This window comes from Nocardia salmonicida NBRC 13393 (genome assembly GCF_001613085.1).
In the GTDB taxonomy this organism is placed as follows: domain Bacteria; phylum Actinomycetota; class Actinomycetes; order Mycobacteriales; family Mycobacteriaceae; genus Nocardia; species Nocardia salmonicida.
Window position 1 is genome coordinate 32,657 of record NZ_BDBR01000009.1, and the last position, 25,199, is coordinate 57,855.

32 protein-coding genes are annotated in these 25,199 nt (G+C 67.2%); 10 read left to right on the top strand and 22 right to left on the bottom strand.

Annotation, left to right across the window (positions count from 1 at the left end; all coding sequences use genetic code 11):
• Positions 1-18 precede the first annotated feature (18 nt).
• The 5 genes from NS1_RS09990 to NS1_RS10010 form a co-directional block, all read right to left on the bottom strand.
• A complete protein-coding gene (locus NS1_RS09990; RefSeq protein ID WP_062983598.1) occupies positions 19-786 on the bottom strand; it encodes a glycosyltransferase family 2 protein in 768 nt (255 codons plus the stop codon).
• Positions 783-1,802 (bottom strand): NAD-dependent epimerase/dehydratase family protein, encoded by a 1,020-nt coding sequence (locus NS1_RS09995; protein WP_062983600.1) that lies wholly within the window; start codon positions 1,800-1,802, stop codon positions 783-785. The genes NS1_RS09990 and NS1_RS09995 overlap by 4 nt, the downstream gene beginning before the upstream one ends.
• A gap of 94 nt (positions 1,803-1,896) precedes the next feature.
• Entirely contained in the window at positions 1,897-2,217 is a 321-nt protein-coding gene (locus tag NS1_RS10000) for a hypothetical protein (RefSeq protein WP_255284483.1), read from the bottom strand.
• A gap of 35 nt (positions 2,218-2,252) precedes the next feature.
• Positions 2,253-3,119: a beta-ketoacyl-[acyl-carrier-protein] synthase family protein gene (locus NS1_RS10005; protein WP_062983602.1), complete on the bottom strand. Its 867-nt coding sequence runs from the start codon at positions 3,117-3,119 to the stop codon at positions 2,253-2,255.
• Positions 3,120-3,125: 6 nt separating this feature from the next.
• Entirely contained in the window at positions 3,126-4,154 is a 1,029-nt protein-coding gene (locus NS1_RS10010; RefSeq protein ID WP_062983604.1) for a 3-oxoacyl-ACP synthase III family protein, read from the bottom strand.
• 167 nt (positions 4,155-4,321) lie between these two features.
• On the opposite strand from NS1_RS10010, the gene NS1_RS10015 reads away from it, so the two are divergent.
• On the top strand, positions 4,322-5,476 hold the full coding sequence (locus NS1_RS10015) for a cytochrome P450 (protein ID WP_084503632.1): 1,155 nt from the start codon (positions 4,322-4,324) through the stop codon (positions 5,474-5,476).
• Positions 5,477-5,522: 46 nt separating this feature from the next.
• On the opposite strand, the gene NS1_RS10020 is transcribed toward NS1_RS10015, so the two are convergent.
• The 3 genes from NS1_RS10020 to NS1_RS10030 all read right to left on the bottom strand — a co-directional run bounded on the left by NS1_RS10020 (position 5,523) and on the right by NS1_RS10030 (position 9,002).
• Positions 5,523-6,236: a DUF8020 domain-containing protein gene (locus NS1_RS10020; RefSeq protein WP_062983609.1), complete on the bottom strand. Its 714-nt coding sequence runs from the start codon at positions 6,234-6,236 to the stop codon at positions 5,523-5,525.
• Between the two features lie 188 nt (positions 6,237-6,424).
• Positions 6,425-7,846 (bottom strand): decaprenylphosphoryl-beta-D-ribose oxidase, encoded by a 1,422-nt coding sequence (gene dprE1, locus NS1_RS10025; protein ID WP_062983611.1) that lies wholly within the window; start codon positions 7,844-7,846, stop codon positions 6,425-6,427.
• 52 nt (positions 7,847-7,898) lie between these two features.
• On the bottom strand, positions 7,899-9,002 hold the full coding sequence (locus NS1_RS10030) for an ABC transporter substrate-binding protein (RefSeq protein WP_062983613.1): 1,104 nt from the start codon (positions 9,000-9,002) through the stop codon (positions 7,899-7,901).
• Between the two features lie 83 nt (positions 9,003-9,085).
• On the opposite strand from NS1_RS10030, the gene NS1_RS10035 reads away from it, so the two are divergent.
• A complete protein-coding gene (locus NS1_RS10035) occupies positions 9,086-9,418 on the top strand; it encodes an ArsR/SmtB family transcription factor (protein ID WP_056812972.1) in 333 nt (110 codons plus the stop codon).
• A 29-nt stretch (positions 9,419-9,447) separates the two neighbouring features.
• Positions 9,448-10,137 (top strand): type 1 glutamine amidotransferase domain-containing protein, encoded by a 690-nt coding sequence (locus tag NS1_RS10040; protein ID WP_062984053.1) that lies wholly within the window; start codon positions 9,448-9,450, stop codon positions 10,135-10,137.
• Between the two features lie 58 nt (positions 10,138-10,195).
• Here NS1_RS10040 and NS1_RS10045 read toward each other — a convergent pair whose 3' ends face one another.
• From NS1_RS10045 to NS1_RS10055, 3 genes are all read right to left on the bottom strand, one after another.
• Complete coding sequence (locus NS1_RS10045; RefSeq protein ID WP_062983617.1) at positions 10,196-10,642, bottom strand: hypothetical protein; 447 nt, start codon at positions 10,640-10,642, stop codon at positions 10,196-10,198.
• A gap of 73 nt (positions 10,643-10,715) precedes the next feature.
• Complete coding sequence (locus NS1_RS10050; protein WP_218019915.1) at positions 10,716-11,135, bottom strand: MarR family winged helix-turn-helix transcriptional regulator; 420 nt, start codon at positions 11,133-11,135, stop codon at positions 10,716-10,718.
• Positions 11,136-11,280: 145 nt separating this feature from the next.
• The gene (locus NS1_RS10055) at positions 11,281-11,598 is read right to left on the bottom strand and encodes a hypothetical protein (protein ID WP_056812967.1); all 318 of its coding nucleotides are present in this window, start codon (positions 11,596-11,598) and stop codon (positions 11,281-11,283) included.
• A gap of 190 nt (positions 11,599-11,788) precedes the next feature.
• Here NS1_RS10055 and NS1_RS10060 point away from each other — a divergent pair, with 190 nt between their 5' ends.
• Positions 11,789-12,646, top strand: coding sequence for an Ig-like domain-containing protein (locus NS1_RS10060; RefSeq protein ID WP_082843925.1), 858 nt, complete (start codon positions 11,789-11,791; stop codon positions 12,644-12,646).
• A 27-nt stretch (positions 12,647-12,673) separates the two neighbouring features.
• Here the strand turns inward: NS1_RS10060 and rsgA are convergent, their stop codons facing one another.
• The gene (rsgA, locus tag NS1_RS10065; RefSeq protein WP_056815898.1) at positions 12,674-13,678 is read right to left on the bottom strand and encodes a ribosome small subunit-dependent GTPase A; all 1,005 of its coding nucleotides are present in this window, start codon (positions 13,676-13,678) and stop codon (positions 12,674-12,676) included.
• A complete protein-coding gene (gene aroA, locus NS1_RS10070; RefSeq protein WP_157125153.1) occupies positions 13,675-14,967 on the bottom strand; it encodes a 3-phosphoshikimate 1-carboxyvinyltransferase in 1,293 nt (430 codons plus the stop codon). Before aroA ends, rsgA begins: the two co-directional genes overlap by 4 nt.
• A 111-nt stretch (positions 14,968-15,078) precedes the next feature.
• Between aroA and NS1_RS10075 the strand changes: the two genes are divergently transcribed.
• On the top strand, positions 15,079-15,846 hold the full coding sequence (locus NS1_RS10075; RefSeq protein WP_062984058.1) for an SOS response-associated peptidase: 768 nt from the start codon (positions 15,079-15,081) through the stop codon (positions 15,844-15,846).
• A gap of 76 nt (positions 15,847-15,922) precedes the next feature.
• Here the strand turns inward: NS1_RS10075 and NS1_RS10080 are convergent, their stop codons facing one another.
• Both NS1_RS10080 and ybaK read right to left on the bottom strand, forming a co-directional pair.
• On the bottom strand, positions 15,923-16,234 hold the full coding sequence (locus tag NS1_RS10080; RefSeq protein ID WP_062983621.1) for a hypothetical protein: 312 nt from the start codon (positions 16,232-16,234) through the stop codon (positions 15,923-15,925).
• Positions 16,235-16,322: 88 nt separating this feature from the next.
• Entirely contained in the window at positions 16,323-16,799 is a 477-nt protein-coding gene (ybaK, locus tag NS1_RS10085; RefSeq protein ID WP_062983623.1) for a Cys-tRNA(Pro) deacylase, read from the bottom strand.
• Between the two features lie 162 nt (positions 16,800-16,961).
• On the opposite strand from ybaK, the gene NS1_RS10090 reads away from it, so the two are divergent.
• A complete protein-coding gene (locus tag NS1_RS10090) occupies positions 16,962-17,675 on the top strand; it encodes a sigma-70 family RNA polymerase sigma factor (protein WP_062984060.1) in 714 nt (237 codons plus the stop codon).
• A gap of 20 nt (positions 17,676-17,695) precedes the next feature.
• A complete protein-coding gene (gene rsrA, locus NS1_RS10095; RefSeq protein WP_082843924.1) occupies positions 17,696-17,953 on the top strand; it encodes a mycothiol system anti-sigma-R factor in 258 nt (85 codons plus the stop codon).
• Between the two features lie 72 nt (positions 17,954-18,025).
• On the opposite strand, the gene NS1_RS42385 is transcribed toward rsrA, so the two are convergent.
• Positions 18,026-18,100, bottom strand: a complete 75-nt coding sequence (locus NS1_RS42385; RefSeq protein ID WP_022597109.1) for a 50S ribosomal protein bL37 — start codon at positions 18,098-18,100, stop codon at positions 18,026-18,028.
• A 118-nt stretch (positions 18,101-18,218) separates the two neighbouring features.
• Here NS1_RS42385 and NS1_RS10100 point away from each other — a divergent pair, with 118 nt between their 5' ends.
• Positions 18,219-18,434, top strand: a complete 216-nt coding sequence (locus NS1_RS10100; protein WP_056812952.1) for a biotin/lipoyl-binding carrier protein — start codon at positions 18,219-18,221, stop codon at positions 18,432-18,434.
• Positions 18,435-18,464: 30 nt separating this feature from the next.
• A complete protein-coding gene (locus NS1_RS10105; protein WP_056812950.1) occupies positions 18,465-19,979 on the top strand; it encodes a sensor histidine kinase in 1,515 nt (504 codons plus the stop codon).
• Between the two features lie 117 nt (positions 19,980-20,096).
• Here NS1_RS10105 and NS1_RS10110 read toward each other — a convergent pair whose 3' ends face one another.
• Positions 20,097-20,351: a WhiB family transcriptional regulator gene (locus NS1_RS10110; RefSeq protein ID WP_022567051.1), complete on the bottom strand. Its 255-nt coding sequence runs from the start codon at positions 20,349-20,351 to the stop codon at positions 20,097-20,099.
• Between the two features lie 251 nt (positions 20,352-20,602).
• Entirely contained in the window at positions 20,603-21,547 is a 945-nt protein-coding gene (locus NS1_RS10115) for a diacylglycerol/lipid kinase family protein (RefSeq protein ID WP_062983624.1), read from the bottom strand.
• Positions 21,548-21,693: 146 nt separating this feature from the next.
• Between NS1_RS10115 and NS1_RS10120 the strand changes: the two genes are divergently transcribed.
• Entirely contained in the window at positions 21,694-22,086 is a 393-nt protein-coding gene (locus NS1_RS10120; protein WP_056815885.1) for a hypothetical protein, read from the top strand.
• A gap of 55 nt (positions 22,087-22,141) precedes the next feature.
• Here NS1_RS10120 and NS1_RS10125 read toward each other — a convergent pair whose 3' ends face one another.
• Genes NS1_RS10125 through NS1_RS10140 form a run of 4 tightly spaced genes read right to left on the bottom strand, consistent with a single transcriptional unit; the run spans position 22,142 to position 25,183 of the window.
• Positions 22,142-22,819: an endonuclease V gene (locus NS1_RS10125; RefSeq protein ID WP_062983625.1), complete on the bottom strand. Its 678-nt coding sequence runs from the start codon at positions 22,817-22,819 to the stop codon at positions 22,142-22,144.
• 5 nt (positions 22,820-22,824) lie between these two features.
• Positions 22,825-23,301 carry a GNAT family N-acetyltransferase gene (locus NS1_RS10130; RefSeq protein ID WP_062984062.1) on the bottom strand — a complete coding sequence of 159 codons (477 nt, stop codon included), beginning with the start codon at positions 23,299-23,301 and terminating at the stop codon, positions 22,825-22,827.
• A gap of 5 nt (positions 23,302-23,306) precedes the next feature.
• Entirely contained in the window at positions 23,307-23,924 is a 618-nt protein-coding gene (locus NS1_RS10135) for an acid phosphatase (protein ID WP_062983626.1), read from the bottom strand.
• Between the two features lie 23 nt (positions 23,925-23,947).
• Positions 23,948-25,183 carry an Rv3212 family protein gene (locus NS1_RS10140; RefSeq protein ID WP_062983627.1) on the bottom strand — a complete coding sequence of 412 codons (1,236 nt, stop codon included), beginning with the start codon at positions 25,181-25,183 and terminating at the stop codon, positions 23,948-23,950.
• Positions 25,184-25,199: the final 16 nt, after the last annotated feature.

Genomic DNA, 25,199 nt, shown 5'->3' on the forward strand with positions numbered 1-25,199 from the left:
GCATGGCGGGCGCGACGCTCACCGAATATCGACCACTTCGGGCCGATACCGGTGGTCGGCGTACCAGGCGAGCGTCTTACGGATTCCCCAGGCACGCACCCGCCGATTCGAGCCGAACACCCGCACATCCCGACGCAACCCGTAGTCGGTGGTGATCGTGCGCACCGCGTTGACCAGCGCCCGATCCTCGTGCAGATCCTCGATCGCGGTCCGCGGGAACCCTCCTGCGGCAACATACAATTCGGCGGTTATCGCCATATTGCATCCCGGTGTCATCACGTAGGGTCCGAGATATTTCGGGTCCCGGTTACCCGAGCGCACCTTGCCGAAGGTCGACGCCACTTCCAGGGCCACCCGAATGATCGTGCGGTCGATCCAGGAAACGCCCTCATCGGTGCGCGGAATCAGCTGACCGCTGACCAGGCGAAGCCCCGAGTCGAACCCGGCTTTGACCCGCGCTGTCCAGTCGGGCGCGGGCAGGCAGTCGGCATCGGTGCGCGCGAGGTAGGTCGCGCCGTGCGAAATCGCGTAACGCATCCCGGTATCGGCGGCAGCTCCGGTCCCCTTCTGCTGCTCGTGGATCACCACGATGCGCGGCGCCGGATGCACCGAAGCGAACGCTCGGACCAGCTCGACGGTGCCATCGGTCGAATTGTTGTCGACCACGACTACCGTGAAGTCCGTGTCCTGTTGCGCGGCCACGGCATCCAGGGTCTTGCCGATGCCTCGTTCCTCGTCGAAGGCGGGAATCACCACCCAGAGCGCGCCCGGTTCACCAGTACTCACAGGTCCTCCAACAGCCGATCGAGCCCGCCGACCTGGGCGACCCAGCGGTGGAAGTTGTCCAGTCCCGTCGCGAACGGTACGTCCGGCCGGTAGCCCAGTTCACGCTCGGCTCGCGAGAGGTCGTAGGTCGCGGACCGGGTGACGAGCGCGACCGCGTACCGCGACAGCGGGGGAGTCCACCGTTGCGCGACCGCCGGTATCCGCCACAGTGTTTCGATCGCCGCCAGCGCTCCGCTGAGTACAGGCGCGGGCACCGTGAGATTAGGCCCGGTCAAGGCGAACCGTTCGGCCACGGCATCCAGGGTCGGCCACACCGATACCGGTTCCGCGTCGGCGACGAAATACGCTCGCCCGCCGACATTCTCGGCCTCGAGAGCGAGACCCACGGCGTCGACGAGATGGTCGATGTAGCACAGCGAGGCCCGAACATCGCGCCCGCCGGACAGATCCGGCAACCGGCCCGCGCGCAACTTCGCCAGAATCTGCACGATCGGTCCGCGCCGATCCCCGGGTCCCCACACCGCCCGAGGCCGCAGAGAACACGTCGTGAACCCTGGCGCGTCCGCCGCGAGCACCAATTGCTCGGCGACAGCCTTGGTTTCGCAATAGCTGTTCAGAAACCGCTCGGGATAGGGCACCGTCTCATCGATCCCCACCTGGTCCCCACCGTCGGGCGCCATCAACGCACTCGGACTCCCGATGAACACGAACCGCCGCACCCCGGCCGCCGCGGCTTCCTGCACCAGCCGATCGGTCCCCGCCACATTCACCGCGAAGTACTCCGCGGGTCGACCGAATTCACCGAGCAGGGCAGCCGCGTGCACCACCGCCCGCACCCCGGTCACCGCACGCGCCAGCGCACCGGTGTCCCCGAGATCGGCAACCGCTACCTCGACACCCTCCGGCGCCGCCGCCGCATCCCGGACCATCGCCCGAACCGGCACTCCTCGCGCCACCAACCCGCGCACGATCGCCCCACCGACGAACCCCGTCGCGCCCGTCACCAGCACCGTCATCGCGTCACGCTATACCGTCGACACGAGTCGCAGCAGGCCAGATCCGCAGTGCCGTACCGCCGCCGCCCGATCGTATGCGGGCCCGGCGCATCGATCACTGCTCGCCCTCGCCCAACGTCTTCCACCAGGTAGCCCCGAACAGCATGGTCATCGCCGCGGCCCGGCCGGACGAGATCCCCCGTTCGGCGGCCACTTTCCGCGCCGCCGGAATCTGCGCGGCGTGCACCCCGACGCTCAGGACCACATCGATCCAGAAGGCGATTCGCAACAGCCGACTACGGAACGGCCGCACCAGCCCGACGATCAGAAACGCCCAGCCGAGCACCGGAATCGACCGCAGCGCCAGTACCGCTTCCCGGCTCGGTCCCGAGGCCGCGGCTGTCGGCGCTCGGTGTCGACCGCCTGGCTCGCTCACCGGATCCGGAACAACATGCAACGAACGCGAGCGCGTCACCGCACACCAACCCCTCGATAGGTCACCGCTGCCGCGGTGGGTCCGCCATCGGCGGCTACGAACAACAACGGCCGATCGGCCAACCCCGCGTCACGGGCCACCACGAACGCGGCGGTCAGCGCGGAAGTGTGCACGTCGCCACCGAATTCATCGGTCACCACCGCGGCCACGCCGAGTTCGGCGGCCAATCCGCCGGCGAAGTCGGGCGTCGGCTTGCCGCACAGCAGTACCACATGTCCCGCGTCGATACCGTCGGCCGCCAACGCTTCTCGCGCCGCGGCGGCGGCCTGCTCGACGAGTTCTGCTGTCCCGGTGAGTAATTCCACCGTCAACGCGGACCGCCCCTCGGCCCCCATCGCCGAGAGCTTCACGTATCCCTGCGGATCGGGCAACACGTCACCCGCGCTCACGTGAACCCCACCGAAACCGACAGCGTCCTGGTCGTTCTCGAGCACGAACGCCGCCCCCACCGGCTCGAACGCGAAATCGGCGTCGGCTTGCTGCGACGGATGCGCGTCCCCGGACACCACGACCACATGCCCGGCGGGCAGATCGGCCAGCAGCGACGCGGCCACCCCGACCGCGTTCACCACCCCGCAAGCCCCGTTCATCAGATCGAACGACAGGCACGGCACGTCACCGCGTCGATAGTCCAACCCGATCCCCGCCGCCTGCTGGATCAGCGCCGCGACCGCCGGTTCCACGAGGTTCGCATCGCGATAGACCCCCACATTGATCAGCGCGTCGACCTGTTCGGGCTGACAACCGGCCCCCGCCAATGCCTCGCGCGCGGCCTCTGCCGCCTGTCCCACCGAGCTGACGCCGCCGCTGCGCGTCACTGCCGAAGAAATGATGATTCCCATACTGTCCTATACCCGCAGATCGCCGATTGTCACCGACAAGAATCCGGCGACCACCCCGGAAGCCGCCGGTACCAGTAGTACTTTCGATCCCGGCGCGATCAGTCCCTGCCGCAACGCGTCGTGCAACACCACGAAATGCGAGGTCGACGCGGTGTTGCCGTATCTGTCGAGCACCGCGAGGCCCGGCGGCATCGCCGCGTCGAATTCGCGCTCGGCGATCTTGTTGATCAATTCCACGGCCGGGCCGCTGAATTGGTGATGGATCAGGTAGTCGTAACCCTCCTCGGCGAAGCTGGATCCGCGGGCGGCGAGGAACTCCAGCTGCCGCGAGGTCCACAGCAGGTACCGGGACTCGTTGTGCATCGAGCGATTGTCGGTGTAGAGCGCGACGCCCGGCCCCTGATCGCTGGGCATCCCCAGACACAGCTTCGCGAACGCGGCGCTGGTGTTGAGCTCCACGTAGTCGAGCCCCGGCCCCTCGGTGCCGTCGAGCACCACGGCCGCTCCGGCGTCACCGACGGTGAGCGAGGCGAACTGTGGGTCGTACTTCTGCGAGATCTCGCGCACCGCGGTATCGGAGATCGGCGTGATGCATTCCCCCGAGACCACCATGCCGCGACGCACCGAGCCGGATCGAATCATCCTGTCCAGCAACAGAACACCGGTCATCATCCCGGCGCACGCATTGGACACGTCGAAGTGGATCGCCCTGTTCGCCCCGAGCGCGGTGCGCAGCATCAGCGCGAACGACGGCTCGAGGCAGAAGTCCTCGCCGCGGGTCCGGGTGATCGAGCAGGAGATGATCACGTCCAGATCGGCGGCGGCGTAGCGGGAATTGTCCAGTGCGCTGCGGGCGGCGGCGAGGGCGATGGTGAAGGAGTCCTCGGATTCGCCGCGTACTCTTCGCGCCCTGACCCCGCTGACCTTCTCCAGATCCAGCGGCGCGTCGACGGCCAGCTGCGTCAGCAACTCCGCCGTGGTCACTTCCCTGGCCGGCAGATACGCGCCGACGGCTTCGATTGTCGATCTCACCATGCTTGTTCACTTCCAGATATCGCGTGATGCACAGTTCACCACCAGCGCATCTCGCCGATCCTAGCCACACATCTTCACTAATCGGGCCGGCTCGATTAGATTCTGCCGGGGTGTGGAGCTCCGCCCGACGCCATGAACTAACCCTACTCGCCGCAGGTCAACCCTGGTTGCCTGGATTATTGCTGCTGGGGCGGTTCGCGCGGCCGATCCGCAAGGTCCCCGAACTCGGCTGGTTCGTCGCCGATCCGCTGGTGGCCCGCCAGATCTACAACGACAGCACACATTTCAGCATCGTGTCCGAGGGTGCGGCCGGGCACTGGTGGGCGCAGGTCATCGGCGACTGGGTCGAGGATCTGTTCGAAGGGCCGGGCCACACCGACCTGCGGACCAAGGTGCGCGACCTGTTCACCCTCACCCATACCGACGCCCTGGTCGAACGGGTGATCGGCCCCGACCTGCGTGACCTGCGCGAACGGCTCGCGGCGGGGGAGACCGTCGACATCGCCGCCCGGGCGCAGATCCTGGTCGGCCGCAGCGTGTCCGACCTGGTCGGCATGCGCCCCGAAGACATCGCCGCGGCCATCGGCGGCGATTACACCGACGACCAGGACGCCCTGTTCCTGCGTCTGTTCCATCACGTCGAAGAGCTGGTCAACCTGGGTTTCGGCACCATGGCCTCGACCACGCTCGATCCCGTGGCACTCGACCGCGCCCGTGAGCTGGCCACCCAGCTCGCTGTGAATGTTCCCGACGCCTACGCCCGCGCCGACCCCGACACCACCCTCGGCCGCTGTCGCGAACTGGGATTGGACGTGGAGCACGCGGGCGGCCTGGCGATCCTGATGGCCGTGGCGGGCACCGACACCCTCGCCAGCGCCATGACGAGAATGGTCGCGATCATGCACGACACCGGCGAGCATCGCGCCCTGCTCGCCGCGCCCGACCGACTCCCCGACGCGGTCCGCGAGACTCTGCGCGTCACCAGCCCGGCCTATCTCGTCGGCCGTTCGGTGACGGCGGATGTCCGCATCGCCGACCGCGACCTACGCGCGGGCGAACACGTCAAAATCCTCACCTGGACCATCAACAACGCCGCGGGCGGGTTCCGCGTCGACCGCGGCTACAACCCCGAAACCCGCCAGCTCTGGTTCGGCGGCGGCCGCCATCTCTGCCTGGGCGCCCAACTCGTCCACTCCGAACTCACCGCGCTACTCGAAGCGCTCACTGCCGCCGGTCGTCCCTGGGAGATCGTCGAACGTCGTTATCGCAGAAAGGTTTTCATCCCCACCTACGAAAAGCTGCGCATCCGCCTCGCGCGCTGAACAGCACAGAAGCCCCGTCGGGTGGACGGGGCTTCTGCGACGAGTACTACTGGTTTTCCGGCGCGTTGATCCGGTTGTTGAAGCCGATGCCGATGGCGATCGCGGCGGGGACGCCGGTCAGCACCAGGCCCGCGGCCGCACCCAGCGGGATGCCGACGGCGGCACCGGCGAGGCAGCCCGCGACGCCGGTGGCGCCACCGAGAGCGAGCACCGGGATGCCGAGGAGGATGCCGCCTGCGCCGCCGATGGCGCAGCCCGCGACGCCGCCGGTGAGGGTGCCGACGAGGGTGCCAATGGCGGTGATGATGCCGAACTGGGTGGCAGCGGCGCTGACGGCGTCATCGAAGGCGTCCTGACGAACGACGTCCTTCAGCAGGGTCGACGGGCGGGCCGAGGCCGCGTCGGTACGCGGGGTCAGGGTGGCGCGGGTGCCGTCGACGACGGCGTCGATCGGGTACTCCAGGTCGTCGATCGTGTAGGCGAGCGGCAGGGCGGCGACGATGTTGCCCTGGTTGTCGCGCACCTGGAACTGATTGTTCGCGGTGGTGAGCGAGCCCGCGTCGGTCTCGACGACCACGGCGTCGCCCTCGATGCCCGTCTTCCAGTTGATGCCGGGCAGCACCTGGTTCACGCCCTGGTTCACGCCGTCGAGGAAGGCCGGGACGGGAGCAGGCGCCGGAGCAGCGTGCGACGTGCCGGTGGCAACGCCGAGCGCGGCAATGACGAGTGCGGAGGTTGCGGCAACCTTGCTGATGTTCATGAATGCAGTCTTTCCCTCAATGGCGATGCTCCCTGGGGAGCGCAGGCCCTCGATCGAGCACCCATGATCAAGTGTCCAACTGTTTGTTGCTGAAATGTAACTTAAAAAGTCGTAAGAGTTCAAAACGGACAGTGACGTGCGTCATCCTGGGTGAATTCGATGTGCTGTTAACGACTTTCATTCATTATTCATCGGTCGTGATCTGGAGCACAGTTATGTCGAAGTCCTGTGACCAGTCGCAACCGCCTCGAGAGGTCGGAGGCGAACACTCGTTCCGGGTCGACTCGATCCCGGATCCGGCGCCATTCGTCGAGCCTCGGGTACATCGTCGCGATCATCTCGGGCGTGGTCCGTGATTCCTTCGCGAGATACAGGCGTCCGCCCGCTGTCAGCACCCGATCGTCGAGGTCGACGCAGAACCGGTCGAGCCCGTTGGTCAGCCCGAAGTCCAAGCTCAGCATGTATCCGGGATGCGGCCACGACAGCGGCGCGGGGTTGCTCGTCCCCATCCGCTTGAACACATTGAGGAACGAGTGGTGCCCCGACTCGGCGATGGCTCGTACCGTGTCGGCCAGTTGCTGCTCGGCCCCGAACGGCATCGAGAACTGATACTGCAGGAACCCTCGCTTGCCATAGGCGCGATTCCATTCACCGAGCAGATCGAGGGGGTGATAGAACTGTGTCAGATTCTGGATACGTCCGCGCGCACGCCGGGGAAACAGGCGATGAGCGGCCTCGGCGGCAATGCGGGTTGTCACCGAATTGACCATCCCGTTCGGAAAGATATCCGGCACTGTGAACAATTGCGGCGCATCGAAATTCAAGGGTTTGCTACGCAATCTCACCGGCAACTGGTCGACGGTGGCCAGCGACCCCCGACTGAATCCGGCCCGACCGAGTTTCGCCCCGGTGGAAATGGTGTCCGGCACCGCCATCGAGTAGTCGTACCCGTCGTCGGAACCGCCGGTCAGCAATTCCATCGTCTCGTCGAGATCGCGTGTGCGGTCGTTGTCGACGAGGAAATACGCGGTCTCGGTGTGCTTCAACCGGACTCGCGCGCCGACGATGATGCCGGTGAGCCCCATCCCACCCACCGTCGCCCAGAACAGCTCCGAGTCGGTCCCCTCCGGCGTCAACGTGCGCACCGAGCCGTCGGCGATCAGCAGGTCCATCGACACCACGTGATTGCCGAAGCTGCCCTGCGAATGATGGTTCTTCCCATGGATGTCCGCGCCGATCGCCCCGCCGACCGTCACCTGCCTTGTCCCCGGCAGCACCGGAATCCACAGCCCGAACGGCAGCGCGGCCCGCATGAGCGCGTCCAGGCTGACGCCCGCCTCGACCTCGACGATCCCGCTGTCGGGATCGATGCTGTGGATGCGGTCCAGCGCGGTCATGTCGACGACCAGCCCACCCGCGTTCTGCGCCGGATCGCCGTAGCTGCGCCCGAGTCCACGCGCGATCACTCCGCGCGGGCCCGCGGTCCGCACTCGTTCGGCGATCACCGCGATGTCGGGCGTGCGCAGCACTTCGGCGACGGTCGGTGCGGTGCGCGCCCAACCGCTGAGACTGCGGCACGCGCTGACTGGTTTACCCTGCGTGAATGTCACAGGGGCTCACGCTAAAACGGGTTCCTGTGGGCAACCTGAGGTAATCGTGCGTTTATTGCGGAGATGCCCGCGCAGTGGTGAGCGTGCCCTCGTGCATCGTTGTGATGCGGGTGCAGGCGGCCCCGAGCAGGGCTTCGTCGTGGCTGATCACGAGGACGCCGAAGTTGTCGGCGGCTCGGGTCATGACCAGGCGGATGATGGTGGCGGTGGTGGCCGCGTCGAGCATGGCGGTGGCTTCGTCGAGGATGAGGTAGCGGGGATTCTGGGCGAGGGCGCGGGCCGGACAGGCGCGTTGGAGTTGGCGGTCCACCGCGAAGTTCAGTGCCAGGCGGACGGCCGGGTCCCCGGCGACCGGATCGCTCTCGGGCAGCGATACGCCGCGCCAATCGGCGGAAGTATTGGCCTGCACCGACATCCGTTCTGCGAAGGTGGCGGCCAACAACGGCGGCAGCGAGGTTCCGTCGAGCTCGCCGCTGGCCATCCGTTGCGCACGGGGGTTGTCGTCCGGCACATGGAGCACTGTCAGTCGCTTGACTGAAGGTGCCCCACCCCAATAGCTTTCGTTCGCCTCGAGGACCGCCCGAGTCGGCTCCAGCGCGGTGAGTCGATAGGGTCCGGTGCCGATCGGGGCGGTATTGAGCGGCGATGCGGTCGCGGGTCCGGGCGTCGCGACGGCCTCCGACGGAACGATCCCGATCAGCAGCTTGGCCGGGAACGCGGCATAGGGATGACGCGGGGTGAACCGCACCGACAGCGGATCGACGGCGTCGACCCGCTCGATCATCGAAAACGGCGACCGCACCTCCGAGGCCGACGCCGGATCCAGAATCGCTCGATAGGTCGCCACCACATCGGCGGCATCGAACGCCGACCCGTCACTGAACCGCACCCCGGGCCGCAGCGGTGCCGTCCACACGGTCGCGGCGGCGTCGGGGATCGGTAGTCGAGTCGCCAGGGCCGGGGCGAAGTCGGACACCCCGGTGCCGCCGGTCAGCCGCAGCAATCCGTCATAGACCTTGGCCTCGCCTGCCGCGCCGTAACCGGCGACGGGGTTGTATCCACCCAGTTCATACGCGTCGGCGAGGACGAGCGAATCGGGGGACTCGCTCTCGGGCGCACCGCAGGATGTCAGCGCGACCGCCAGTGCGGCCCCCACAGCGAACAGCGGCCGAGCGCATCGATCATCCCTACCCTGGGCGGTGCCGTCCTGTCCACTCGGCGATTATGCTGGGCATCGCCATGGGAGAGCCACGCACACTGCACGGGTCGCCGGTCGAACTCGGTCGGCGCGCGATCGGCGACGTCGAGATCCGGGAATGGGCTCAGCGCTTCGATCTGCTGTCGGATCCGGGTCGTCTCGAGATTCTGCTGTGCCTGCACCGCTCGCCGGGCATCAGCGTCGGCGAGCTGGCCGCCGCGATCGGCCGCAACGAGAACGCGATCTCGCAGGCCCTGCGCGTCCTGCGCCACGAGGGTTGCGTCACCTCGAGCCGCGAAGGTCGTTCGGTCACCAACCGGCTCACCGACCCGATCATCCACGAAATTCTCCACACCATCGGCGCCAAGCACTGACGTCGACAGTTCACTCCTCGGAGGCGATGATGGCGAAGATCCTGTTCGTAATGACCGGTGCCGATCAGTGGACGTTGTCCCGCAATGTCAAACGCCACACCGGGTACTGGGCCGACGAATTCGCCACGCCCTACCGGGCATTCACCGAGGCCGGGCACGAAGTCGTCGTAGCCACGCCCGGCGGGGTGAAGCCGCCGGTAGATCTGGGGAGCCTGGCGCCGGTGCCCAACGGTGGCGAGGACGGTGCGCGCAAGGTCGCCGAGATCATCAAAAGTGCGGCACCGCTGGATGATCCGGTGTCACTGGGCGATGTCCGTCTGAACGACTACGACGCGGTGTTCTATCCCGGCGGCCACGGACCGATGGAAGACCTGGCGGTGAATAAGGATTCGGCGGCGCTGCTGGTCGAAACCCTGAATTCCGGCAAGCCGCTCGCGCTGGTCTGCCACGGCCCCGCGGCGATCCTGGCAACCGCCGCAGACGGTCCCTCTCCCTTCGCGGGCTATCGCCTCACCGCCTTCAGTGATGCGGAAGAACGTCTGGGCGGTCTCGCGGACCAGGCCAAATGGCTACTCGAAGACCGGCTGATCGAACTCGGCGCGCAGTATCACAGCGGCGAACCGTTCGCGCCCTTTCTGCAAGCCGACCGCAATCTGCACACGGGTCAGAACCCCGCCTCGGCCGGTCCGCTGGCCACGGCGGTCCTGGACGCTCTGTGAACACCTGCCGCTCAGGATAATTCGGCGACCTGGTGGGACGTGTGGAGCTCCTGGTCGCTCAGATGGCAGATCCGGGACGGACGATCATGAGAACGACCACGGCTGTCCACAGCAGGTTGTAGGTCCCCGCGAGCATCGACAGCACGCGCAGGCGCTTGCCGTCGTCGGGCCGGTCGAGGGCTTCGCGTTGCATCGGCACGATCTGCACGGCGAGCAGCCCGCCCGCCACAGCGGTGGTCACCATCGCGGTGGTGATCCAGATTTCGTTCATCCGGCCCTGGGTCGTGGCCAGCACGATGCCGATCACCGGCACGATGATCGCGAGTTTCGCGTAGTTGCCGGTGATCCGGTGCATGGCGGCCGCGACCGACCTGCTGCGGACCGACTCGGGATCGGGCCCACCCGCTACCGGTGCGTACCTGGGGAAAAGACTGGTGGCGACCGCCGAGCCGCCGACGAAGACAATGCCCGCGAGCACATGTACGGACAACAGGATGTGTTCCAACTACCGACTCCCTCCGACCTTCAATACGATTGAAGCCTAACTCGAGCTTCAATCATATTGAAGGTCGGATGCGTCACGCCTGGGGTCGTGGGACTTCCCCGCTGAACGCGTCGACGATCGCCGCGCCTACGCGCCGCAGAATCGGATCCGCTTCGTCCCCGAACAGCGCGATGTCCACCCGCGCCACCGCCTCTCGCGCCTGCGTGAGCAGTCCCGCCCCCGCCTCCGTCAACTCGATCGCCGACGCCGACCCCGCCCGTGCCGTCCGATCCTGCACCAGCCCCGCCCCGACCAGCCCCTTCACCGCGGCGTGCACACTCTGCACACTCGTCCCCGACATCCGCGCCAACTCGCTGAACGAGGCCCCCGGCACCCCATTGATGTGCCCGAGCAACCCCAGCCGAGCCACCGTCAGATCCAACGCCCCCAACTCCACCCCCAACGCCGCCTCCACCCGCCGCGACATCGTGATCACCAAGATGCTCGGGCTCATAGTCGGCGGTCCAGGACGTTCGTTCTCGGAGGTCACCACCCCATTTTCCCGCACGAGACCCCGACCGTCGTGTTCCGGGAGGTATCTCCGCCGTGTCCCGCCGAAAGAGATTCGGTCCCAGCGAGTTCACGGACCCCACGCTGGCCTAGGCGGGGAGGGCGGGGAGGGTTCTCGTGTGGGTGACCTCGGGGGAGACCGTGATGATGTCGCAGGCGGCGACGATGCGGTGGGGCAGGTCGGAGCCGAGGTGGGTGAGGCTGGGGGTGACGATCGCGGCGGCTTCGGTGGTGGTGACCACGTCGAGCAGGCGGCCGATCGGGTCGGCGGTGCGGTCGCTGAAGACGACGGTCTTGGTGAAGCGGTAGCCCAGACGTTCGGCTAGGGAACGGATCTGCGTTTCGTCCCAGGACTGGGCGACACCTGAGATGTCGCGGCGCAGGTAACCGATCGCCGGTGGCTTCATGGGCATGACGGTACCGGCGGCCAGTGTCGAGGTTGTGAACGCGAGCCGACGCGAGTCGAATTCGAAATCTGAACGAGATCTATTTCGGATTTGGATCCGCCGGGTACCGGAGCGTGATCTACTGCTCGCCACTCGGGCGAATCAGCGCCTCGACGACGTCGAGGGCGTCCGGCGTACTTGGAGACAGATGATGGTGGACAGAAGAGTGCAGCGCGTAGCCACGTTCGCGGCCGCGGCGGGGCTGGCGATGACGGCGTTTCCGGGATCGGCGGCGGCCGCTCCGGCGAGCATCGCGTGGGATGACGGCAACAGTCACTTCACCCGGACGGTGTCGAACACCAACCCGGTGGTCGGCGACACCGTCACCGTGACGACGAAGTTCGAGCGCACCGGTATTCCGGTGGAATACATCTACTCGGTCAAGGACCTGCACCCGGCGTGCCTGACCCCGGTCGCGGGCTCGGCGAAGATGTCGGGTGACGCCGTGTCGATCGACACGTCGTCCTCGGACTGGGTCCGCGCCGAGTTCGGCATCACCAAATACCCGGTGTACCCGAATATCTCGCCGAAGTCGCAGACCTTCGAGATCCAGTACAAGGTCGGCGTGAACTGCGCCCGCGATACCCCGCTGCCGACGTCGATGCACTACGGCGGGTCGCTCGGCGACGGCATCTATCAGGGCAAGGGTCCGGCCATCACGGTGTCCGGCGACGCCGTGTCCAGCACGACGATCACCGAGGTATCGGGTGCGCAGGTCGGCAAGGCCGTCACGCTGGAGGCGAGCGTGACCCCGGCGGCCGCGGGCGGCACGATCCAGTTCAAGGCGGGCGACAACGTGCTCGGCGACATTCCGGTGGGCGCGAACGGCAAGGCGAGCATCGTCTGGACGCCGGGTGCCGCGGGCTCCTACAACATCGGCGCGGCCTTCTCCGGGCGCAGCGGTGTGGCGAGTTCGTCGACCACCAAGACGGTCACCGTGGCCGAGTTGCCGACCGACGGTGGCGGTGGCGATGGCGGCGGCGTGAATACCGGGTCGTTCAGCTTCTGAGAGTCGGCCCGGCACGGAATCCGGTTGCTACCAAGCGTCGTTGGCGATCAGGGCCGTCAGCAGCGTGCGAATCGCGGCAACCCGCCGTTCCGTGCCGGGCAGCTGATCGAGCGCGCATTCCGGATCGGCGGGCGGCCCGAGATGGGTGCAGCCGCGCGGGCAGTCCTCGATGGCGCCGGCGAGGTCGGTGAACGAGGCGATCACATCGTCGGGGGTGATGTGGGCGAGGCCGAACGAGCGTACGCCGGGGGTGTCGATCACCCAGCCGCCCTCGGGCAGCGGCAAGGCCACCGACTGGGTGGAGGTGTGCTTGCCCTTGCCGACACCCGACACCACGCCGACGGCCCGATAGGCATCGGGCACAAGACGATTCACCATCGTCGACTTGCCGACGCCGGAGTGTCCGATCAGCGCGGTGAGCCGGTCGTTCGCGATCTCGAGCACCGGCTCCATCGGGTCGTCGATGCCTGCGTAGAGGATCTTGAGATCGAGACCGTCGAAGGCGGAAGCGAATTCGGATTCCGCGACGAGGTCGCGCTTGGTGAGCACCAGAATCGGTTCCAGCCCACCGGCATACGCGGCCACCATCGCCCGCTCGACGAAACCGGTGCGCGGCGGCGGATCGGCCAGCGCGACAACGATGAACAGTTGCTGGGCATTGGCGACGACGATGCGTTCGAACGGATCGGTGTCGTCGGCGGTGCGGCGCAACACCGTGCTGCGCGCGCTCACCCGCACGATCCGGGCCAGGCTGTCGGGCCTGCCGGTGAGGTCACCCACCACGTCGACCTGATCGCCCACGACGATCGGGGTGCGGCCGAGCTCGCGGGCGCGCATGGCGACGATGCGCCGGTCGGCGTCACCGTCGAGCACGCACCCCCAGCGGCCGCGGTCGACGGCCACCACCATGGCGGCCTCTGCGTCGGCGTGCTGCGGACGGGTCTTGGTGCGGGGACGCGACGAGGCCTTACCCGGGCGCACCCGGACATCGGATTCGTCGTAGCTGGCTGAGGATCGCCCCTGGCGGCTCAGCGCGCCACCCCCTCGCCGGATAACGTGGGTGCCAGCATCTGTTCCCACAGCGTGACGAAGGTCGGCAGGGTCTTGGCGGTGGTGCCGATGTCCTCGATCTCCACGCCGGGCACCCGCAGGCCGAGAATCGCGCCCGCGGTGGCCATTCGGTGATCGGCGTAGGAATGCCACTGACCGCCGTGCAGGGGGGTGGGCACGATCTCGAGGCCGTCCTCGGTCTCGGTGACATTGCCGCCGAGGCGATTGATCTCCGCGGAAAGTGCTGCGAGACGGTCGGTTTCGTGTCCGCGCAGGTGCGCGATGCCCCGCAGCCGCGAGGGTGAATCCGCGAGGGCGGCCAGTGCGGCGACGGTGGGGGTGAGTTCGCCGACGTCATGCAGGTCGATGTCGATGCCGGCCAGGCGCTCCGGGCCGTGCACGGTGAGAACGCCGTCGAAGATGCGCGCCTCGGCGCCCATCCGGACGAGGATCTCGCGGATCACGTCACCGGGCTGGGTGGTGCCGCGCGGCCACATCGGGATGCTCACCTCGCCGCCGGTGACCGCGGCCGCCGCCAGGAACGACGTGGCGTTGGACAGATCGGGCTCGATGTCCCAGTCGACCGCGCGAATCGGGCCGGGCGCCACGGTCCAGGTCTGAGCGTTGCCGGAATCGGCGGGGGTCTGCACGGCCACGTCGGCGCGACGCAGCATTTCGATGGTCATCTCGATGTGCGGCATCGACGGCAGGGCCTTGCCGTCGTGGTGGACGGTGATGCCCTCGTCGAAGCGGGCGGCCGAGAGCAGCAGCCCCGATACGAACTGCGAGGAACCCGAGGCATCGATGGTGACGGTGCCGCCGCGCAGCGCGCCGGTGCCGTGCACGACGAACGGCAGCGCGTCACCGTCGACATCGAGACCGAGCTTGCGCAGGGCGTCGAGAATGGTGGACAGCGGGCGCAGCTTCGCCTGTTCGTCGCCGAAGAACGCGACGTCGCCGGTGGCCAGTGCGGCGGCGGGCGGCAGGAATCGCATGATGGTGCCGGCGAGGCCGCAGTCGACCGCGGCGCTGCGCAGAGGAGCCGGGGTGACCTCGAGCGTCTCGGCGTCGCCGCTGATCTCGGTGCCGAGGGCGCGCAGGGCACCGATCATGAGGTCGGTGTCGCGGCTGCGCAGGGCGCCGGTGAGCGTAGACGGCCCATCGGCCAGTGCGGCCAGGATGAGCGCACGGTTGGTGATGGACTTCGAACCGGGCAGGGTCACGGTCGCGTGGACGGGGACCTCGATATGGGGCGCAGGCCAGAAACTCACGTCCCCATCTTCGCTTATGTGCGGTTCGGACGCATCGGTGGTGCGCTTTTCGGCGTGGGGCGGTGTCGTCGGCGGGGCCTGATGTCGGTCCCCGCGCGTATCTTGACCTCTATGTGTGGACGATATGCGACGACCACGAATCCGGGCCGGTTGGCGGCCGAACTGGACGCTGTCGACGAAACGGGGCTCGACGAGCCGGATGCCGCCGTCAGCTACAACGTCGCGCCGACCACCCAGGTGCTCACCGTCGTGGAGCGGCACGAACACGGCGACCCCGACGACGATCCGCGCCTGCGGATCCGGCGGATGCGCTGGGGCCTGATCCCGCACTGGACCAAAGCGGCCGAGCCCGGCGTCCCGGCCAAGGGCAAACCGCTGTTCAACGCGCGGGCCGACAAAGCCGCCACCGCGCCGTCGTTCCGCGACGCGGTCAAACACAAGCGTTGTCTGGTGCCGATGGACGGTTGGTACGAGTGGCTGGTCGAGCCCGCGCCGACCGGCAAGGGCAAGGCGGTGAAGCGGCCCTTCTATATGTCACACAGCGACGGTTCCCTGCTCTACATGGCCGGACTGTGGTCGGTGTGGCGTGACCGCAGTCAGCCCGATTCCGAACCGCTCATGTCGTGCACGATCCTCACCACCGACGCGAGCGGCGAACTGGCCGATATCCACGACCGGATGCCGTTGCCGATGCCGCGCGAGCACTGGGACGCGTGGTTGGACCCGGATCACCCGGCACCCGCCGAACTGTTGCGCCCACCCTCGCAGGCGGAGTTGGCGACGATCGTGACGCGTCCGGTCTCGACCCTGGTCAACAACGTGCGCAACAACGGGCCGGAACTACTGGTGCCCGACGGGACCAGCGACATCACGCACTGAGCGCGGCGGTGGTCGCGAACGACAACGCGGCCGAGCGGAGCGTGGTGTACGCCTCCGTCCGGCCGCGCGTGAGTCGTCAGAGCGAGCAGGGCACCGAATCGGTGGCGATGTTCAGCCCGCACTTGATGATTCCGGTGATCAGATCGATCACCTCGGTAGCGACCCCACCGCCGAGCTTCTCCGACTTCTCGGCTCTCTCGTCGGTTTCCGGTGTGGTCTTCGGCGAATTCTTCGGTGTGGTGCCCTGGCCGTTGAGCGGATAGTCGCCGGGTTCGGCCTGCGACGGTGGAACCACCTGCGGAGCCGCGATGGCGGGGGCTACCGCGGCAGCGCCGAAAGTGATTACCAGGGCACCGGATAGGGCGGCGATCGTCGAACGTGCGGACATTTTCGCATCACATCCTCGGGTCGAATCGGTCGTACCGGGCGCAGAATGCGTCGAAGTGAATTCGGAACGAGGCGCCGACCGGATTGCCTCAGCTGGTGATCGGGGCGGTGACGGCCGCGCACGCCCGCACCAGATCGGCGGGCGCCAGCTCGATTTCGAGCCCGCGTTTGCCCGCGCTGCACAGCATCCGATCCCAGTCGAGCGCGGAAGCGTCGACAACAGTGGGCAACTTCTTGCGCTGGCCGAGCGGCGAAACCCCGCCGAGGACATAGCCGGTGGTGCGCTCGGCCTTGGTCTTGTCGGCCATGCTCGCCTTCGACGCGCCGAGCGCGGCGGCCGCCGCCTTCAACGACAACCGCGCGGGTACCGGCACGACAGCGACCGCCAGCGCACCGGATGAGAGTTCGATCACCAGCGTCTTGAAGATCTGCGCGGCCTGCACTCCCAGCTCCTCACCGAGTGCGTCGACGGCCTCGTCGCCATAGGACTCCGCCCGCGGATCGTGAGAATAGGAGTGCACCCGATGCGCGATACCGCCGAGGGCCTTGATCGCGGGAGTCGACATAGGCGATCACCCTAATCGGCACCACACCCAGCTCGGCAACCACATTTCCCGCGGTATGGGAACACGAATGCCGGAGTGCATGTTGCACACAAGTGACAAGCCACCCAGCCGAGACGACGTGAAGGAGAGATAGTGACAGTGCTGCTCGAGGAGCGTCCTCTCCTGCCACAGGGTGCGCGATTGCCAGTCGATTCCGTCGTGCCGGTAGATTCGGCTACTACGGCGATCGAAGGGATTGGTGTGGCGAGCGACGACGACGTGGTCTCCGACGGTGCGTCCGGCACAGAAGTCGACGAAGCCGAGCTGGCGGCCCGGTTCGAGCGCGATGCGCTCCCGATGATCGATCAGCTCTACGGCGCAGCCCTGCGCATGACCCGGAATCCGGCCGATGCCGAGGACCTGGTGCAGGAGACGTTCGTCAAGGCGTTCCAGGGGTTCAAGTCCTTCCGGGAGGGCACCAATCTGCGTGCCTGGCTGTACCGGATCCTGACCAACACCTATATCAACTCCTACCGCAAGAAGCAGCGTCAGCCCGCGCAGTACCCGACCGACGAGATCACCGACTGGCAGCTGGCGGCTACCGCCGAGCACTCCTCGGTGGGCTTGCGCTCGGCCGAGGTGGAGGCGCTGGACGCGCTGCCCGACGACCAGATCAAGTCCGCGCTACAGCAGTTGCCGGAGGAATTCCGGATGGCGGTGTACTACGCCGACGTCGAGGGCTTCCCGTACAAGGAAATCGCCGACATCATGGGCACCCCCATCGGTACCGTGATGTCTCGGCTGCACCGTGGACGCAAGCAGCTCAAGGGCCTGCTCGCCGACGTGGCGCGCGAACGTGGATTCGACCGTGGGGAACGCCAGGAGGTAGTCAAGTGAGTGACGATCCCGATCTCGATATGGACTGCACCGCGGTCCTCGCGGATGTGTGGCTCATGCTCGACAACGAGTGCGACAACGCCACTCGGCAGCGCCTGCAGGAGCACATGGATCACTGCAGCCCCTGCATCGAGGCCTATGGCATCGAGGAGAAGATCAAGGGTCTGCTCAGTCGCAAATGCGGTGGTGAGCACGCCCCCGAAGGTCTGCGCGAGCGACTCAAGCTCGAGATCCACCGGACGATCACGGTCACCAGGATCGAGACCACCGAGGGCTGATCACCCCTCGAAACGACAACAGCACGCTCTCATCGAGAGCGTGCTGTTGTCGTCTGTGCGCAGCGGCACGACTCAAGCGTTAGGACGCTTGCCGTGGTTTGCGGCGTTGCCCTTGCGGCTGCGCTTCTTACGTCCACGCTTACCCATGGGAGCTCCCTTCTATGTCTGGTCGACAGCCATTGTTTCATGTGTGATTGGCTGTAGCTTCGGCGGATACCGGCCACCGTCGTATCGCGGGGGCCACACGACTATTGAACGGGGTGCCATGCCTGAAGAAGTGCGCGCGGAGATGGTCTCGACCGTGCTCGCTGTCGAGGTCACCGTGGGCGAACACGTCCGGGTCGACCAGACACTGGTGCTGCTCGAATCGATGAAGATGGAGATCCCGGTCCTCACCGAGGTCGAGGGCGACGTGACCACGGTCGACGTCACACCGGGCCAGGTTCTACAGGCGGGCGACCTCATCGCCACCATCGCGTAGGTCCGACGAAAACGAAGCGGTAGATCCAGCGTGGCAACACTGAGCGAGCTCCTGGCCGAACACACCGACCTCCCCGGCATCGCCGTGGACCATCTGCAACGGGTGGTGGGCGATTGGCAGTTGCTCGCCGATCTCTCGTTCTCCGATCTGCTGCTGTGGGTGGGCGCGGGCCCGGTCGTCGACGGCTCCGATGTGGTGTGTGTGGCCCAGATCCGGCCGACGACCGCACCCACCGTGCATCTCGAGGACAAGGTCGACACCACCGCCTCACGCACCGATTTCCCGCAGGTCTTCGACGCCCTGCTGAGCGGGAACACCGTGCGTACCGACGCCGAGGTCGAGGTGAGTGGGGTCTATCACCCGAGTCCGGTACACGCGGTGCGCGAAGCGATTCCGGTGCGCTGCGGCGACGACGTGATCGCCGTGCTCAGCCGTGATTCCGACCTGGCGCGTTCGCGGGTTCGCAGTACTCTCGAAACGGCCTATGTGTCCTGCGCCGACGATCTGTGCCAGATGATCGCCGACGGCAGCTTTCCGGTGCCGGAGGACCGGGCGGCCACGCACTCCAGCCCCCGCGCGGGCGACGGTTTCATCCGCCTCGACACCGAGGGCCTCGTCGTCTACGCGAGCCCGAACGCGCTGTCGGCCTATCACCGAATGGGGATGCAGGCCGATCTCGTCGGTCAGGATCTCGCGGTGACCACCCGTTCGTTGATCACCGATCCGTTCGACGCGCAGGAAGTGGTGGCCGATATCCAGGCCGCGCTCGCCGGTCGCACCGGGCGCCGGATGGAAGTCGAGGCCCGCGGGGCGACGGTGTTGTTGCGCACGCTGGTGCTGCGTCCGGGTGGGGAATTGGCCGGGCCCGCGGTGCTGGTGCGCGATGTCACCGAGGTGAAGCGCCGCGACCGCGCGTTGCTGAGCAAGGACGCCACGATCCGCGAGATCCACCACCGGGTGAAGAACAACCTGCAGACCGTGGCGGCGCTGCTGCGGCTGCAAGCCCGCCGCACCGAGAACCCGGAAGCCCAAGTGGCGCTGACGGAATCGGTGCGCCGGGTCACATCCATCGCCTCGGTGCACGAGATGCTGTCGATGTCGGTGGACGAGGAAGTCGACCTCGACGAGGTCATCGACCGGCTGCTGCCGATCATGGCGGATGTGGCGACGGTGCACACCGCGCGGATCAAGGTGCGCCGGGCGGGCTCGCTCGGGGTGTTCTCCGCGGAGCGGGCGACACCGCTGGTGATGGTGTTGACGGAACTGGTGCAGAACGCGATCGAGCACGCCTTCGACGCCGGCGAGAACGGTACCGTGACAATTCGCTCGGAACGGTCGGCGCGCTGGCTCGACGTGATCATCTCCGACGACGGCCGTGGCCTGCCGTCAGGGTTCAGTCTGGAAGGTTCCGACCGGTTGGGTCTGCAGATCGTGCGCACCCTGGTGACGTCGGAACTGGGCGGCTCGATCGGCTTGCATCCTGGCGCCGATGTGGGCACCGACGCGGTGTTGCGGGTTCCGCTCGGACGTCGTTCCGGGCGCTGAAACTACTGAGAACAGCTGGTGGGCAACAATAAACCCGGCACCGTAAGGTGCCGGGTTCTCACACATGCGTTACCGGGCCGGGGGGGCTGATGGCCCGGCAACGCCAGGTCCGTCGACTTAGACGGAGGTACGCGTACGGGTGCGTGCGTTGCGCCGCTTGAGCGCGCGCCGCTCGTCTTCGCTCATTCCACCCCACACGCCGGCATCCTGTCCGGACTTCAGGGCCCATGACAGGCAATCGGCAGTGACGGGGCAGCGGGCGCAGACCAGCTTGGCATCGGCAATCTGCGCGAGCGCAGGACCACTGTTACCCACCGGGAAGAACAGTTCGGGGTCCTCATCGCGACAGATGGCCTTGTGGCGCCAGTCCATTCCTCTGCTCCTTTGCGAGGGCGCCACAAAGGGCGCCTGTAGTTAGTGGATCGTTCACTTGTGCGACTCGAATGTTTCCGCACGGTTGCTTGTGAATGCTTTCACGATCACCGTAGATGTCAATAGGTCTCCGGCGCACCGTGGGGGAGATCACGCTCTGGGCCCCCACTAGGGGAACCTGCCCGGTCCTTTGTACTCGCGTCTCCGGGTTTTCGCAGCGCAACCAGGAGATTTTTCTTGACGGTCGAGTGTCAGGACGGCTTGGGGGCCACCACGTCCAGCACGCTGGGGACGGATGTGAAATGCACCATCTTGCGTTTTTCGATGAAGTCGCCATCGATTTGCAGGCCGATCTCCGTGTCCGTCTCGATTCGCACGGACGGCACATCATCGGCGCGGAAAAGTATGGGCGACTTGGGGTTTCCATTCTCGGCCAGCAACTGCCGCGCAAGCAACAGGGTTCGGGTCACACTCATCGACTTGACCGCGAACACACCGAGACCCGATTCGAAGGTGGTGGTGGGATTCGTGCGAATCGGACGGTCCTCGAGATAGGTCCACGGACTCGAATTCGTGACGAAGGCGTAATAGACCTCCTCCAGTGGATCCCTTCCCGTGACCTCGACGGTGACGCTCGGATGCTGACGCCGGGCCCGGAAGAACTGACGCACCGTGGTTCGCAGATATCGCGCGGGCGTCGCCTTGCGGCCCTTGGCGCGGGCGGTGTCGATCGCCTCGCACACATCGGCGTCGAGGCCGACGCCCGCGCTGAAGGTGAACCACCGGTCGTCGGCGAGGCCGAGCCCGATCCGGCGGTCGGCGTCGCGCGCCAGCAGATCGATGAGCTGGTTGGTAGCTGTCACGGGATCGGGGGAGATGCCGAGCGCGCGGGCGAAGACGTTCGCCGAGCCGCCGGGGATGATCCCGAGGCGCGGGCGCCACACCTGGTCGTCGCCGACCTGGGGCACCGGAAGGAAGCCGTTGATGGTCTCGTTGACCGTCCCATCGCCACCGTGCACGACGATCAGGTCCATTTCCTGCGTCGATGCCCACTGGGCCAGTTCGGCCGCGTGGCCGCGATGCTGGGTGTGCGCAACGGTCAGCTGCGTTCGGCTCTCCAAGGCGTGAGCGAGCAGATCCCGGGTGGCCGGGGTCGTCGAGGTGGCATTGGGATTGACAATGAGCAGCGTCCGCACAGTGCCGAGGGTAGTGCGCGCGGGCGAACAGCCGACGCGCGCCGGGCGCCACGACACGTCGTCGTAGGCTGGGGCACGTGGCAGAGCAGGACGTGACAGACGGTGACCAGCGCGCGGGCGGCGAACAGGTGTCGACCGGCATCCCGATGACGGTGCGGCTGGCAGGTGGGCTGGTTTCGCTGGAGGGCCTGGCCGGGGTGGCGACCGCGATCGTGCTGATCGTGCGGGCGCTGACCGGGCACGATCAGTCGGCGGCGAGCGGGGTGGGCACCGCGATCTGGTTCGGGGTGCTGTTCGGCGGGGTGCTCGCGGCGGGCATCGGGCTGCTGCGCGGCAAACGCTGGGGGCGGGCCATCGCGGTCATCGCGAACGTGTTGCTGGTGCCGGTGGCTTGGTCGTTGCTGACGGACTCGCATCAGCCGTTGTGGGGGAGTCTGCTGGGGCTCGTGGCGGTGGCCGGGTTGGTCACCCTGTTCGCGCCGGCCACCAGTCGCTTCATGGCTCAGGACTACGGCGAAATCCCCGAAGACGATTCGTAGTCTGACCTTTGTCGGGCAGGACTACGGTGAGATCCCCGGGGAAGATCGCCTCTGGTCAGGCCGTTGCCGCGCGCAGCGCCTCACGGCACAGGTGGTCGGCTCGGCGGGTGGTCTCGGGTTGCCGGAATCCCTGGGTGAGGGCGAGCACCTGTGCGCAGGCGGTATCGAGGTCGATGAGATGGCCGACCGAGACGAAGAGCGGTTTAACCTCGTCGCGGGTGCGCAGTGCCCGGCCGACGACTTCGCCGTCGATGGTCACATCACTGACATCACCGCGACGTGGGCCGGGCGCACGGTATTCGCCCCACACCGATTTGGCGACACCGATGGTCGGAATGCCGGTGAGCAACCCGACATGGCACGCCAATCCGAACCTTCGGGGATGCGCCGATCCTTGTGCATCACACACGAGTAGATCCGGTGTGGTGGTGAGTTTTTCCAATGCGGCGACCGTCGCGGGCAGTTCCCGGAACGCGAGTAGTCCCGGCACATAAGGGAATTTCGAAATCCCCTGTGCGACTGCCGTTTCCACCGTTTCCATGGTGGCGATGTCGATAATTACCGCAGCCGTCGCGACGGTGCCGTCTTCGGCATAGGCCGAATCGATTCCGGCCGCCGTCGAAAATTGTGGCGGCGCAACGTTTTCCGTCGACACCAGGGGGCGGAGTTCGTCCTGTAGTGCGATCGCCTCCTCGGGTGTGCGCGGCCAATCGTGGGGTAACGCGATACGCATACGGCTCAGCTCACGGTCGCGGCCAGCGCCGTCAGTTCCGCACCGGCGAGGCGGTAGCCGATCCATTCGTCCTGCGGTGCGGCGCCGAGGGATCGGTAGAACTCGATCGACGGCGTGTTCCAGGTGAGCACCGACCACGACACCCTGCTGTAGCCGTGTTCGACCGCCTCGGCGGCCAGTGCCGCCACGAGTGCGCGGCCGAGTCCCGTGCCGCGGGTCTCCGGGCGCACGTACAGGTCCTCGAGGTAGATACCGTGCACGCCGTCCCAGGTGGAGTAGTTCAGGAACCAGATCGCACAGCCGTCGACCTCGCCGTCGTTCTCTGCGACGTGGGCGAAGAGCGCGGGCGTCGGCCCGAACAGCGCGGACCGCAACTGCTCCGGGGTGAGCGTGCACTCGGCGGGCGCCTTCTCGTACTCGGCCAGATCGTGGACGAGCCCGACCATCGCGGTCACATCGGCGGGGGTGGCCCGGCGGACCAGTGCGCTCATCGCGAGATTCCTTCGATCGGTTCGGTGCGGGTCGTCAGGTTGTGGCCCCAGATGGAGCGGGCGTCGTGGTCGAAGCCGAGCACGCTCACCGCCCCGGTGGACATCGCGAACCGGCGGCCCTCGCGCACCGCGAACTCCGCCCAGCGCGCGATCAGCACCCGCGAGAAATGTCCGTGACCGACCAGGACCACGTCGCGCTGTGGCAGCTCCGGCTCGACCCGGGCGAGCACCCGGTCGGCCCGCTCACCCACTTGCTCGGCCGTCTCGCCGCCGGGGACCGGCGCGGTCCACACGGTCCAGCCGGGCACGGTTTCGCGGATCGTCGCGGTCGTGATGCCCTCGTACTCGCCGTAGTTCCACTCGACCAGGTCCTCGTCGAGCTGGATCGGGGACAGTCCGGCCAGTTCGGCGGTCCGGCGCGCCCGCAGGCGCGGACTGGTGAAGCAGAGCGGATCGCGCAGGTCGAGCGATTTCACCACCAGTCCGGCCGCGACGGCCTGGGCCTCGCCCTGCTCGGTCAGCGGCAGGTCGGTGAAGCTGGTGTGCTTACGTTGACTCGACCACTCGGTTTCGCCGTGGCGCAGCAGGACCAGGCGGGCATCGGGTGTGGACATGAGTCCATCATGGCAGCGCGGGTTCAGCCGAGCGCGTACAGCTGTCCGCCGCGGTGTTCGAACACGGTGTTGCCCAGGACGGCGGTGGTGATGGTGTCGCCGCGGTAGTCGGTGCGCTCGACCGGGATCTGCGCGACGATCGCGCCGTTGCCGCTGTCCACCACGAGCTGCCCGTCGGAGACCGGGACCAGCAGCCTGCCCGCCATCAGCGCGGGCGTGCCGAGAGCGTCGCGAACCGTCCAGACCGGCTGTAAGGTGCTCGAGCTCAAGGCGATGAGGCTGTTGCCGGTGAAGACGTAGATGGCCGAGCCGAGGCGGGTCACCGTGGCGCGCGCGTCCCACGGGGCGGCGAGCTGATGGGTCGCGATCTCGTTGCCGGTGCCGTCGTGCACGACGATCCTGGCGGGCAGTCCGAGGCCGGTGGCGGTGGGCGGGGTCGGGGGGTAGTAGACGGCGATCTTGTTGTCCGACACCGCGATCACCCGCATCTCGGGGGAGTCGGCGCCCGGTGCGGTGAGTACCCGCGAGCCGTATTCCTCGGGGGCGGTCGATTCCTTCGGCGCCGGGTTGAGCACTGTCAGCCGGTCGGTCGTATCGCCCGGGCAGCGTTCGAGCACCGCGAGTCGCGAGGAACTCGATGCGGCCGAGCGCAACGCACATCCGTTGCGCGGCTGGGTATTCGGATTCACCGGCGCGTCGACATAGCCGTACTCGAGGGTGCGCACCAGGTCCGAGCGCCACATCTCCAGCCGGTTCGCGCCGAGCGCCAGCAGGTAGGTGCCGTCACCGGTGACGCGAATCTCGTCGTCCATGTAGCTGCTGCGCGCGACCCGGCGCTCACCGGTATCGGCCTCCAGCATCACCGACTGACTGCACCCACGCTGATCGCGATAGGTGGCGATCACGGTTCCGAACTGCGACTCGACCCCGCACAGCGGCATATCCCGGCGATACCACCACAGCTGCGTGCCGGTGATCGGATCGCGCCCGCTCACGGTGCCGTGGTCGCCGGTCACCACCACATTGCCCGACGTGAGCGCCCGCCTGCTCGACTCGTCGGCGGCATGCCACTGCTCGCGCAAGGTGGTGGGCAGTTGGGTAGCCGCGGTGACGGTGGGAGGGGGGGACGCCGCGGTGACCGAATCGGTCCCGGTGGCATCGGCACGCGCCCAGACGACGAACGCCGCCACTACGAGAGTGACGGCGATCGCGATTGCTACAAGAGTGTCGGCGCGCGTCCGCCGTTCGGGTGCGAGCACGACAGCGACACTAGCA

What these genes read in the sequence shown, in the direction of transcription:
- NS1_RS10120 (WP_056815885.1), top strand. Translation starts at nt 21,694, where the DNA reads ATGACGGTGCGGCTGGCAGGTGGGCTGGTTTCGCTGGAGGGCCTGGCC.
- NS1_RS09995 (WP_062983600.1), bottom strand. Translation starts at nt 1,802, where the DNA reads ATGACGGTGCTGGTGACGGGCGCGACGGGGTTCGTCGGTGGGGCGATC.
- NS1_RS10110 (WP_022567051.1), bottom strand. Translation starts at nt 20,351, where the DNA reads ATGGACTGGCGCCACAAGGCCATCTGTCGCGATGAGGACCCCGAACTG.
- NS1_RS10010 (WP_062983604.1), bottom strand. Translation starts at nt 4,154, where the DNA reads ATGGTGAGATCGACAATCGAAGCCGTCGGCGCGTATCTGCCGGCCAGG.
- NS1_RS10125 (WP_062983625.1), bottom strand. Translation starts at nt 22,819, where the DNA reads ATGCGTATCGCGTTACCCCACGATTGGCCGCGCACACCCGAGGAGGCG.
- NS1_RS10050 (WP_218019915.1), bottom strand. Translation starts at nt 11,135, where the DNA reads ATGAGCCCGAGCATCTTGGTGATCACGATGTCGCGGCGGGTGGAGGCG.
- NS1_RS10055 (WP_056812967.1), bottom strand. Translation starts at nt 11,598, where the DNA reads ATGAAGCCACCGGCGATCGGTTACCTGCGCCGCGACATCTCAGGTGTC.
- NS1_RS10060 (WP_082843925.1), top strand. Translation starts at nt 11,789, where the DNA reads ATGGTGGACAGAAGAGTGCAGCGCGTAGCCACGTTCGCGGCCGCGGCG.
- NS1_RS10100 (WP_056812952.1), top strand. Translation starts at nt 18,219, where the DNA reads ATGCCTGAAGAAGTGCGCGCGGAGATGGTCTCGACCGTGCTCGCTGTC.
- NS1_RS10040 (WP_062984053.1), top strand. Translation starts at nt 9,448, where the DNA reads ATGGCGAAGATCCTGTTCGTAATGACCGGTGCCGATCAGTGGACGTTG.
- ybaK (WP_062983623.1), bottom strand. Translation starts at nt 16,799, where the DNA reads ATGTCGACTCCCGCGATCAAGGCCCTCGGCGGTATCGCGCATCGGGTG.
- NS1_RS10020 (WP_062983609.1), bottom strand. Translation starts at nt 6,236, where the DNA reads ATGAACATCAGCAAGGTTGCCGCAACCTCCGCACTCGTCATTGCCGCG.
- rsrA (WP_082843924.1), top strand. Translation starts at nt 17,696, where the DNA reads ATGGACTGCACCGCGGTCCTCGCGGATGTGTGGCTCATGCTCGACAAC.
- NS1_RS10080 (WP_062983621.1), bottom strand. Translation starts at nt 16,234, where the DNA reads ATGTCCGCACGTTCGACGATCGCCGCCCTATCCGGTGCCCTGGTAATC.
- NS1_RS10035 (WP_056812972.1), top strand. Translation starts at nt 9,086, where the DNA reads ATGGGAGAGCCACGCACACTGCACGGGTCGCCGGTCGAACTCGGTCGG.
- NS1_RS10135 (WP_062983626.1), bottom strand. Translation starts at nt 23,924, where the DNA reads ATGTCCACACCCGATGCCCGCCTGGTCCTGCTGCGCCACGGCGAAACC.
- NS1_RS10005 (WP_062983602.1), bottom strand. Translation starts at nt 3,119, where the DNA reads ATGGGAATCATCATTTCTTCGGCAGTGACGCGCAGCGGCGGCGTCAGC.
- NS1_RS10075 (WP_062984058.1), top strand. Translation starts at nt 15,079, where the DNA reads ATGTGTGGACGATATGCGACGACCACGAATCCGGGCCGGTTGGCGGCC.